The 10,396-nt window shown below is 72.7% G+C and carries 8 protein-coding genes and 1 pseudogene; 3 read left to right on the top strand and 6 right to left on the bottom strand.

The features are described from left to right. Positions 1–61: 61 nt before the first annotated feature. Genes AAH979_RS39490 through AAH979_RS39515 form a run of 6 tightly spaced genes read right to left on the bottom strand, consistent with a single transcriptional unit; the run spans position 62 to position 7,385 of the window. Positions 62–772, bottom strand: coding sequence for an SIS domain-containing protein (locus tag AAH979_RS39490; protein ID WP_346263231.1), 711 nt, complete (start codon positions 770–772; stop codon positions 62–64). Further along, positions 769–1,986, bottom strand: a complete 1,218-nt coding sequence (locus tag AAH979_RS39495) for a glycosyltransferase (protein WP_346263232.1) — start codon at positions 1,984–1,986, stop codon at positions 769–771. The genes AAH979_RS39490 and AAH979_RS39495 overlap by 4 nt, the downstream gene beginning before the upstream one ends. Beyond that, the gene (locus tag AAH979_RS39500) at positions 1,971–2,942 is read right to left on the bottom strand and encodes a glycosyltransferase (protein WP_346263233.1); all 972 of its coding nucleotides are present in this window, start codon (positions 2,940–2,942) and stop codon (positions 1,971–1,973) included. Before AAH979_RS39500 ends, AAH979_RS39495 begins: the two co-directional genes overlap by 16 nt. After that, a complete protein-coding gene (locus AAH979_RS39505) occupies positions 2,939–4,705 on the bottom strand; it encodes an HAD-IIIA family hydrolase (protein ID WP_346263234.1) in 1,767 nt (588 codons plus the stop codon). Before AAH979_RS39505 ends, AAH979_RS39500 begins: the two co-directional genes overlap by 4 nt. Continuing rightward, positions 4,702–5,727, bottom strand: a complete 1,026-nt coding sequence (locus AAH979_RS39510; protein ID WP_346263235.1) for a glycosyltransferase — start codon at positions 5,725–5,727, stop codon at positions 4,702–4,704. Before AAH979_RS39510 ends, AAH979_RS39505 begins: the two co-directional genes overlap by 4 nt. After that, positions 5,724–7,385 (bottom strand): carbamoyltransferase C-terminal domain-containing protein, encoded by a 1,662-nt coding sequence (locus tag AAH979_RS39515; RefSeq protein WP_346263236.1) that lies wholly within the window; start codon positions 7,383–7,385, stop codon positions 5,724–5,726. The genes AAH979_RS39510 and AAH979_RS39515 overlap by 4 nt, the downstream gene beginning before the upstream one ends. A gap of 423 nt (positions 7,386–7,808) precedes the next feature. Here AAH979_RS39515 and AAH979_RS39520 point away from each other — a divergent pair, with 423 nt between their 5' ends. The 3 genes and pseudogenes from AAH979_RS39520 to AAH979_RS39530 all read left to right on the top strand — a co-directional run. Further along, positions 7,809–9,107, top strand: a complete 1,299-nt coding sequence (locus tag AAH979_RS39520; protein WP_346263237.1) for a hypothetical protein — start codon at positions 7,809–7,811, stop codon at positions 9,105–9,107. Then, positions 9,104–9,448 (top strand): hypothetical protein, encoded by a 345-nt coding sequence (locus AAH979_RS39525; RefSeq protein ID WP_346263238.1) that lies wholly within the window; start codon positions 9,104–9,106, stop codon positions 9,446–9,448. The genes AAH979_RS39520 and AAH979_RS39525 overlap by 4 nt, the downstream gene beginning before the upstream one ends. 41 nt (positions 9,449–9,489) lie before the next feature. Next, positions 9,490–9,759 (top strand): annotated as a pseudogene (locus tag AAH979_RS39530) (transposase); the annotation flags it as partial. Between the last annotated feature and the right edge of the window lie 637 nt (positions 9,760–10,396).

Here is a 10,396-nt window from a genome sequence, read left to right on the forward strand (position 1 = left end):
CGCTCCGTGCCGTCATGAGGCGCATCGGCACTGAGCTGACTGACTCGCTCGCTCCGTTCACTCATGAGCGCGCCTCCTCGCCGGAGAGCACGCTGAGCAGGCGTCGGGGGGTGGACGGTCCGCGCCCGTTGTGCGGTCTGGGCGGTGGCGCCGAGCCGTCCCGGGCGCCGGGTGGCCGGCCCGGGCCGGCGGGCCGCAGTCGGGGCATGGCCTGGTCGACGTACGAGCAGAGCAGGTGGGTGGAGACCAGGTGCAGTTCCTGCACCACCTGTGGTTCGGGGGACGGCACCGCCAGGACCTCGGTGCAGGCGTCGGCCAGCGGGTTGGGCGCCGGTCCGGTGAACGCCCAGCAGGTCAGCCCGGCGTACCGGCCGGCGTGGGCCGCCGCGAGCAGGTTCTCACTGCGACCGCTGGTCGACATCAGCAACAGCACGTCGCCGGGGCGACCGTGTGCCCGTACCTGCCGGGCGAACACCTCGGCGAAGCCGTAGTCGTTGCCGATCGCGGTCAGCGAGGAGGTCTCGGCGGTCAGCGCGATCGCGGAGAGCGGTACGCGGTCGTCGCGGAGCTTGCCGACCAGCTCGGCGGTGAGGTGCTGGGCCTCGGCGGCGCTGCCGCCGTTGCCTGCGGCGAGCAGACGGCCGCCGTCGGACAGGATCCGGGCGAGATGGGCGCCCCACCGGCCGAGCCGCCGGGCGGCGTCCCGGTAGCCCGGCATGGCTCGGGACAGCTGGGTCAGGTGCGCGTCGAGCAGCAGTTGCTCGGACATCACGCCACCGCCCCGCTGGTCTGGGGGGTGCCGCACACGGCGGTGTAGACGGCACCGAGCCGGGCCGCGGTCCGGGTCCACGAATAGCCGGTACGGATCCGGTCGACGGCGGCGAGACCGTAGCGGTGCCGCCGCTGCGGGTCGGCGAGGAGATGCCGCAACACCGCTCCCAACGTCTCCGGGTCACGGGGCGGTACGAGGTCGCCGGTGAGACCGGGCACGACCGTGTCGACCAGGCCGCCGACGGCGGTGCCGAGTACCGGTACCCCGCAGGCCATCGCCTCCAGCGGAGTCAACCCGAACGGTTCGTACCAGGGTGTGGTGACGAGGAGGTCGGCCGACCGGTACCACCGCGGCATCTCGTCGCGGGGTACCGACCCGACCAGGTGTACCCGGTCGGCGACCCCCTCCGACTCGGCCAGCGCGCGTAGCCGGTTGGCGAACCCGTCCCCGGCGAGCCGCGCCGCCGGGGGGCCACCGATCAGCACGTACTCGGCCTCGGGCACCATCCGCAGGGCCCGGAGGATGTCCTGGAAGCCCTTGCGTTCGACCAGCCGGCCGACGCCCAGCAGCCGGGGCCGGCCCGGGTCGCGGCCGGCGGCGGGACCGTCCCGGGTGAAGATGCGCAGGTTGACCCCGGAGGGGACGACGGTGATGGTGGACTGCGGCACGCCCATCCGGATCAGTTCGGCCAGCTCGTCGCGGCACTGCGCGATGACCCGGTCGACCGCCCGGCCGAGCATCCGCTCGTACCTGATCCGCTGCGGCGGGCTGGTGTCGGCCAGACCCTGGTGGCGGCGCTTGACGGTGCCGAGGGCGTGGTAGGTCTGCACCACCGGCACCCCGGTCTGCCGGGCGGCGGCGAGCGTGGCGAGGCCGCTCATCCAGAAGTGCGCGTGGGCCACGTCCGGGCGCCACAGTCCGTCCTGCCAGTGCCGGGTGAGCCACCGGCCGAAGTCGGTCATGTACGGCAGCAGCTCGTCCTTTGGCACCGGCTCGGGTGGGCCGGCCGGCACGTGCAGCACGCTGACCCCGTCCCGCATCGGCACCACCGGGCTCTGGTGCGGCTGGTCTCGCCGGGTGTAGACGTGCACGTCATGTCCCTGGTCGGCCAGGGCCGCGGCGAGTTCGGCCACATGGGTGTTCTGTCCGCCGGCGTCCGGGCCGCCGAGTTCGGCGAGCGGACTGGCGTGTTCGGAGATCATCGCGATGCGCATTGCTCCTCCTGAAGCAGTCGGTCCCAGTCCGCGACGAACCGGTCGAGACCGTAACGGGTGGTGGCGGCCTGCCGGGCACGCTCACCCATCGCCCGCGCGGCGGTCGGATCGGCGATCAACCACGCGGCGGCGTCCCGCAGGGTGTCGAGGTTGCTGGCGAGGACGCCCGCCTCGGGCGGTACGGCGGCGACCGCCTCCGTGGTGGCCAGCACGACGACCGGCATGCCGATCGTCATCGCCTCCAGGAGGCTGAGCCCGAGCGATGTCCAGCGGCACAGGTGCAGGTAGGCCCGCCGTCGAGCGAGCTGCTCGTGCAACCGTGCCTGGGGCAGGTCGTAGGTGCCGAGGCGGTCGCGGGGCAGGCCGATCGCCTCGGGAAGCCCGTCGACGCCCATGCCGAAGACGTCCAGCGGGGCGACCGCGGCGAAGTGTGGAAACAGGTCGGTGCCGGTGACCCGCCAGCGACGGACCGGTTCGTTGGTCACCACCGCCAGCCGGTCGAGGCTGCCGTCGTACCGGACCCGTGGTGGGACGATGCCGTGCTCGACGACGGTGGTGCGGGTGGCGCCGGTGTCCCAGAACAGGGCGTTGAAGTGGGTGACGTGGGCGACGCGCAGGTCGTCGCGGTCGGCCATCGGGTGCCGGGTGTTCGGTACGTCGCCCTTCGGGGTGTTGTGTTCGACGTAGATCGCCGGCAGGTCCCGGCCGGGGCGCCGGCCCAGCCACTTCTCGGCCAGCTCCAGTTCCTCCGGCCGCTGCGCGATCACCAGGTCGACCGGCTCGGCGGCGAGCCGCTCCGGAGCGATCTCGTGCACCGTGTCCGGCCAGTCGTACGTCCGGGCCCGGCCGAGGCCGTACGGCCCCCGATCCGGCGTGACCGGGACCAGGTAGCGGTGCTTGCCCTGGACGAACGCGGTGGTCCACGAGCCGTGCACGTGCCACAGCAGGATGTTCACCGTGCTCCTCCTGGTGTCGTGCCGTGGAACCCGGCCGGGTGTCCGGACCCGGCCGGCGGTGCCGGGGGCAGTGGCCGGGTGACCAGCAGGTCGACGGCGGCCACCACCTCGGCCGCGTCAACACCGGCCAGACAGGGGTGACCGGGCAGCGGGCAGACGCTGGCGCGGCTGTCCCGGCAGCCCGCGCCGGCATCGCCGAGGCGTACCACCGGTACCCGGTAGGGTGCCCACTGCTCGAAGGGGACGGTGGGTGCGAACAGGCTGACCACCGGTGTGCCGACCGCCGCGGCCAGGTGCGCCGGGCCCGTGTTGCCGACCACGACGCAGGCCGCGCGGGTCAGGATCGCGGCCAGTTCGCTCAGCGAGGTACGGCCGCCGAGGTCGATGCCGCCGCCGGCCGCCGCCACCTGCGCGGTCAGGTCCCGCTCGCCCGGGCCGCCGGTGACCAGCACCCGGTGACCGGCACGGGTGAGCGCGGCGACGATGTCGGCGCACCGCCCCGGCGGGCAGGCCCGGGCCGGCACCGACGCACCGGGGTGCACGACCACGTCGCCGGTCCGGACGTCCACGGGCGGTCGCGCGGGCAGCGCGTCGGCCCGCAGCCGCAGCGTGGGCTCGTCGCCGGCCGGCAGCTCGAAGCCGGCGGCGGCGGCCAGCGACAGCGCCCGCTCCGGCTCGGGCACCCCGGCCGGCACCCGGTGGCGCAGGTCCAGCAGGCTGCCCGGATAGTCGTCACTGATCGCGCCGACCAGGGGTACCCCGGCCATCCGCAGCAGCAGGGCCAAGGGCAGGGCGGACTGGTGGAACGAGGTGAAGATCAGCGCCTGGTCCGCGTCGACGGTGGCGAGCCGGGCGGTCAGCTCGCGCATCGCTTCCGGCCGCACCGGGGCGGGTGCCGGGTCGATCCAGGGCAGTGGCCACTCGATCAGCTCGTCGACGCCGGGCAGCAGCCGCGCGGCGGCCCGGCCCCGGGGCCCGCAGAGCAGGACGACCCGGTCCGCCCCGGCGGCGACCGCCCGAATCGCCGGCCCGGTGACCAGGACATCCCCGGCCGAGTCGCTGCGCGCCACCAGCACCGTGCCGGGTCGCCCGCCGGCCCGCCGCGCGGCCGTCGACGCGGATTCGGCTGTACGGCCGGCGCGGTGTCCTGCTCCCAGATGCAGCCGGCCGGTGGCCGGTTCGGCGCGCACTGGTGAACCTCTTCCCGCCAGGTTCAGTGTCTGGCGGCGAAGCAGTTGGTCGACCGCGTCGGCGAGGTCTGCGGCGACCGCCGAGGCGGCCACGACCTCCTCGGGGCGGGTCACCGGCGTGGGTACCAGGATGCCGGTGGCGCCGGCCGCGGCGGCGGCGGTCATGTCCCGGCCGATGTCGCCGATCACCGCGCAGCGGCGCGGATCGGTGCCGAGCGCCCGGGCGGCAGCCTCGACGAGCCCCGGTGCGGGTTTGCGGCACCGGCAGCCGTCACCGTCGCCGTGCGGGCAGATCTGCCAGGTGTCGAACGGGCCCAGCAGTTCCTCGACCCGGGCGTTGACCGCGGCCATCTCGGCGGCGGTGAACAGGCCACGGGCCAGCCCGGACTGGTTGGTGACCACGCCGAGTCGCAGCCCGGCGGCGCGCAGCCGGGCCAGCGCCTCCCGGGCGCCGGGCATCGGACGTACCTTCTCCGGGTCCCCGTTGTAGGGCACGTCCTCGATCAGGGTTCCGTCCCGGTCGAGCAGGACGGCGTCGAACAGGGGACGTGGCCGGCTTTCCCGCCCGGTCATCGCAGCTCCCCCGGGTACCGCCGGACCGGGCGCGGCGTCTCGTTCCGGTTGCGCCACCAGCCCCGCACCCAGTGGGCGACGGCGAGCGGCGGAATGACGGCGCTGGTCACCAGCATCGTGGTGACCTCCGAGCGGGTACCCGGCCCCGGCGCGATCCGCGAATACCCGAACCGGGCGGTACCGGACAGCCAGGCCGCACCGGCCAGGGCCGCGGTGGCGGCGAGCGGGCGGCCGGCCCGGGACCGGCGGGTGGCCACCGCGCCGGCCAGGGCGGCGGCGGTCAGCACCGCAGCGCCGGTGAGCGTCACGTGCTGGTGGCGTCGTCCCGCCGGCACGCCCAGGTCGGTACGCCAGGTCGGACCGTAGAGCCGGCGCAGCAGGGCGTCGTCGGCGTTGCCCCGCTGGGCGCGCAGGCTGATCCAGCGGCTCTCCGGCCGCACCGGGTGGACGACCGTCCGGGTACCCCGGAGCAGCCGCCAGCCCGCCAGCCGCACCCGGTGGGCCAGCTCCGCGTCCTCCCGGTAGGCCCGGGGGAACCGTTCGTCGAAGCCGCCGACGGCGGCCAGCGCGGCTCGCCGGTAGGCCATGTCCGCGGTGATCCATTCGCCGTCGGCGAGGCCCGCGGTCACCCGTTCCCAGTCGGTCGGCGGGCGATCGGACGGCAGGGGCACGCGGACGACACCCTGCACCCCGCCGACCCGGTCCGGCACGGCGAGGTCGGCCCGGAGCCGGTCCAGCCAGTCCGGTGCCGGCAGCACGTCGTCGTCCAGGAACGCCACCCAGGGATGCCGGGCCGCCTGCCAGCCGAGGTTGCGGGCCGACGCCGGGCCGGCACCGCGTCCGCGTAGCACCTTGGTGTACGGCGCGAGGGCCCCCGGCACGGCCAGCTCGGCACCGCCGGCGGGACGGTCGTCGACCAGGAGAATCTCGAGTTCCGGTCGGTCGTGCACCTGCTGGGCGAGGGTGGCGAGCAGGTCGGTCAGGCTGTCCCGGCCGAGGGTCGGCACGACGACGCTGATCACCGCTGTGCTCCGAGGTCGCCGCGGTGCACGGCGTACGGGCCGATGGCGAGCAGGTCGACCGGTGCGGAGCCGAACAGTTCCATCGCCTCGCGCGGGGTGTCGACCATCGGCCGGCCGGCGGTGTTGAGCGAGGTGTTGACCACCACGGGCAGGCCGGTGAGCCGCTCGAACTCGGCCAGCATCTGCGCCACCAGCGGTTCGGTCTCCGGGTCGACGGTCTGCACCCGGGCGGTGCCGTCGACGTGCACCACCGCCGGGATCCGGTCCCGCCACGCCGGTGCGACCTGGTGCACGAAGAGCATGTACGGGCTGGGTAGCACGCCGGAGAAGATCTCGGCGGCCCGTTCGGCGCGGACCATCGGGGCGATCGGGCGGAACTGCTCGCGACCCTTGACGTCGTTCATCCGGCGGGTGGTGTCCGGGTCGCCGGGGTGGGCCAGCAGCGAACGGTGCCCGAGGGCCCGCGGCCCGTACTCGCTGCGCCCCTGGAGCCAGGCGACGACGCCGTTGCCGGCCAGTACCCGGGCCGCCTCGGCGGCGATCGAGTCCGGTCGCCGGTACGGCAGCGCCGCGCGGCGCAGCTCGGCCTCCAGTTCCTCGTCGGTCCAGCCCCGGCCGAGGTCGACGCCGGGCATCGGGGTGGTGGTGTCGCCGAGCACGCTGGCCAGGTGCAGCGCCGCGCCGAGCGCGGTCCCCGCGTCACCGGCCGCCGGCTGCACCCACACCCGCTGGTAGGGCCCCTCGGCGGCGATGCGGGCGTTGGCCACGCAGTTCAGCGCGACCCCGCCGGCCATGGTCAGGGTGGCCGGACCGTCGGCCGCCTCGTACAGCCAGCGGGCCAGGTCGAGGATCACCTCCTCCAGCCGGGCCTGCACGCTGGCCGCGAGGTCGGCGTGTTCGCCGGTCATCTCCCCGTCGGCGGCGCGTGCCTTGGCGAGCGAGGCCCAGTCGATCCGCTCGACGGTGAAGCCGCCGTCGTCGGTGGCGCGGACCATGTCGCGCAACAGCCCGAGGTGGCGGGGCTGGCCGTACGAGGCGAGGGCCATCACCTTGTATTCGTCGCTGGAGTGCAGGAAGCCGAGGTGTCGGGTGAGGTCCTCGTAGAGCAGGCCCAACGAGTGCGGCAACTGCTGGGCGGCGAGCTGCCGCAGCCGGCCCTCCCGATACACCCCGCCGAGGTGGCTGGCGGTCTCGCCCCGCCCGTCGAGCACGAGTACCGCCGCGCTGGTCGGGCCGGCCGGGTCCGGGGGCGCGGCCAGGCCGGCCGAGGCCGCGTGCGCGACGTGGTGCGGCACGAACCGCACGATCTCCGGGTCGAGGCCGGGCAGCACCTCGGCGAGGAACTGCGGCGCTCGTGTGGCGTACTCGACCCGCAGCCAGTCCCACGGGTCCGCCAGACCGAGCTTGGCCGCGTCCCGGCACAGGCCGGGGTCGAACGAGTACGCCACCGCGTCCAGGCTGGCCGGGTCGAGGCCGGCCTGCCGCAGGCACCAGGCGGCGGATAGTTCCGGGAGTTCCCACGCGGAGAAGGGCACCGGTCGCTTTCCGTGCTTGCGCCGGCTGAACCGCTCCTCCTCGGCGGCGGCCCGCACCGTGCCGTCCACGACCAGTGCGGCCGCCGGGTCATGGAAGATCGCGTTGATCCCGAGTACGCGCATGGCGGCGCTCCTACCCGGCCCGGCTCCGCCTGACACCGAAGATCAGCAACTTCCTATAAGTACGTATCATCCGTTAATCCTGATTCATCCCTGTCGGTGGACCGGGACGATGGCCGTACCCGACCTGGTGCCCGAGCCGTCGCGACCACCTCCGCGCATCCAGTCCGGCCGGCCCGTGCACGGCTCCCCGGGGCGGAGGGTCCCCACCGACGCACCCTGCCGGCGGGCCTGGCGGCGGACTGTGGGCGGGATCTGGGCGGGATCTGGGCGCACCCTCATGCAGGGTTCCTCCCACGCTGGCTCACCACGTACGGCCAGCCACCCACTCGTCCCGGCGGGCCCCGCCACGCTGCGACACCCCGCTGGCGGGCGAGGGATCGGGCACCGGCGGCACGCGGTGCCGTCGACACTGGTTGGAGAGGCATGGCAAACTTCTCGGTCGAGCTGGACGGGCTCAGACGGTTGAGCGACGCGCTGGACGACGCGGCGGTCGACTGCGGACAGATCGAGTGGCACGCCCGCGAGAACGGCAAGGTGGCGGGCGGCGTCGGCCTGCTCGGCGATCTCAAGACCGAGCTCGAGAACACCTACACCTGGGCACAGGCGTTGCCCCGCCACGTCTCCCGGCTGTTGAACGAGAGCGCCATCGGAGTCAGCAGAGCCGCCAAGCAGTACGGCGACACCGATCAGCAGCAGGCCCAGCGCCTCGACGGGATGCTCGACGGGTTGGGCGGCAACGCGGCCCGGTACTTCCAGAACGCGCCGAGACCGCGGGGCGGGAACGCGCTCTTCACCACCAGGCAGACCGCCGAGGGCCGGCTGACCCGCAACGAGCCGCACACCCAGGTGGACTACAAGTACAAGTACAACGCCATGACCGACAGCGTCAGCATCACCGGTAACATCCGTGGGCTGGTGCACCAACTGTTCGGCTACGACATTTTCGAGTTCGTCCTCAAGCGCGCCAGCGGCGACTGGGACGGTCTGGTCGAAGCGGCGGACACCATGGACAAGTGCGCGGCAGCGATGGACATCCTCGGCGACAACCTGGTCTGGTTCGCCCATGACGTTCCCGCGGTCTGGACGGGCAACGCCGCCGACCGCGCGCGCGACCATCTCGTGGTGCTCGGCAGGGCCGTCTCCGAGCGGAGCGCGCAGTACCAGCACGTCGCCAGGACCTATCGGGAACTCGCCCGTCAGGCGTGGGAGATCTTCGACGCGCTCGGAGTGGCCCTGTCGACCCTGATCGACAAGCTGATCGAGATCACCGTGAAGGTGGCGGCCGGGACCGCGACCATCACGACCGTCGTCGGCGGCATCATCGGCTACGGTGCCGCCGCGTACAGCGCCAAGCAGGCGACCCAGCTCGCGTACCAGACCGGCAAGCTCCTGGCGAACCTCGAGAACGTGGTGAAGGTCGGGAAGGGGGCGCTCGCCGCGGCCGCGGGTGTGGCCGGTCCGGGGACCGCACCGAAGATCGCGCTGCCCACCTCGCCGTACTCCGCCAGTCCACGCCCCGGGGACCGCGGATTCGTCGGTCCCGTCCTGCCACCCAAGCCGGGCGACCCTGATTTCGTCGGTCCGGTGGCACCGGCCGGACCCGGCGACGCGCACGACCCGAGGGTGCGGCCCGGCGAGCCCGGCTTCGTCGGGCCGGTCGTCCCTCCGCCGAAGCCCAAACCGGGCGACCCCGACTTCATCGGACCGGTGGCGCCGAAATGACCGACGAACAGCACTGGAGTTCGGTCGGCGACGGGCGACCGGTCGAGATGACCCGGCAGCAGATCGACGACGAGCTGACCCACGCCAGCCTGGAGTGGCTGGCCGAGAACGGCGACGACGACGTGCTGCGGGACATGGCCCGGGACGTACTCGCCGGCAACATCACGCTCACCGGGGCCGCCCGCTCGATGGCCTACGGCGAACGGATGGCGGCCCTCATGAGCCAGGTGAGTGAGAACCCCGAGATCCTCTCGGACGAGTGGATGGCGCGGTACGCCGCCGACGTGGCCGACTTCGAGCAGAACCTGGCCGACCGGCACAACATCACCGTGCGCGACTGACGCCGGCCGCCCGAACGGGGCTCAGGTGGCCGGCCGGAAAGCACTCCCGTCGGGCGATCGTGGACGCGATCCTCTACGTCGTGCGTACCGGCTGCTCCTGGCGGCAACTCCCGGCGGACTTCCCGCCGTGGCAGACCGTCTACTGGTACTTCGTCCGCGGGGAGCAGAACGAGGTCACCAACCACGTCCTCGACCACCTCCGCGAAAGGCTTATTCGCACACTGGGCTTGGCTGACCGAATTCTGACGGATGAGCGAGAAGAGCGGAATGACGGGAGACTGTCACGTTCGTTATGTGGAAGCCCGGGCTGAAATGCCCGGGCGACCCGGCGGCCATGGGGTGGTGGGCGGAGTGGATAGCCAGTGACGCACCCCGCGCCACCACCAACTGTGGGTGTTACGACTGCATCAGCTTGCAGGACGGATGTCGAGGCGAGTGCATGTCCTGTTCAACAGCGCATCAGTCGCTGGGCCGAACGGCAGGGTTAGGCCAACGCAGTAAATGGTGCCGTGGTAATCCCCTGATGAGAGCCATTGGACCGGAGTCGCGGGATTATTGCCCAGGTTGAAGCTACCGACGGTGCCGCCAAAGCACCGTGTCGGACGTGATGTGTAGGTCAGCCAGATTTGGCGCGGCAGCTGATTGGCATTACACGTCCGCTCATCGATGAGCGGTTCGACGGTCTGCGTAGTGGCGACCGTCGCAGGGGCAGGAGAAGCCTGCGCAGGGGGACTGAATGCGATTGCGGCTACGAGCGCCGCCACCATGGCCAGTGTGACCGTTACCCGTTTCGGCATTTTGTTACTCCCTTGTGGGGGATCACGACACGTGACGACCGCCGCCAAGCATCGGCGGTCGTCAGTGCCTATCGGTTGCGCCTATTGAAGCAGTCAGAAGCTTCAAGGAAGCTTCAGATCAGCTTCACGGGACGATCAGGGATCAGGGCTG

This window comes from Plantactinospora sp. ZYX-F-223 (assembly GCF_039649625.1).
In the GTDB taxonomy this organism is placed as follows: domain Bacteria; phylum Actinomycetota; class Actinomycetes; order Mycobacteriales; family Micromonosporaceae; genus Plantactinospora.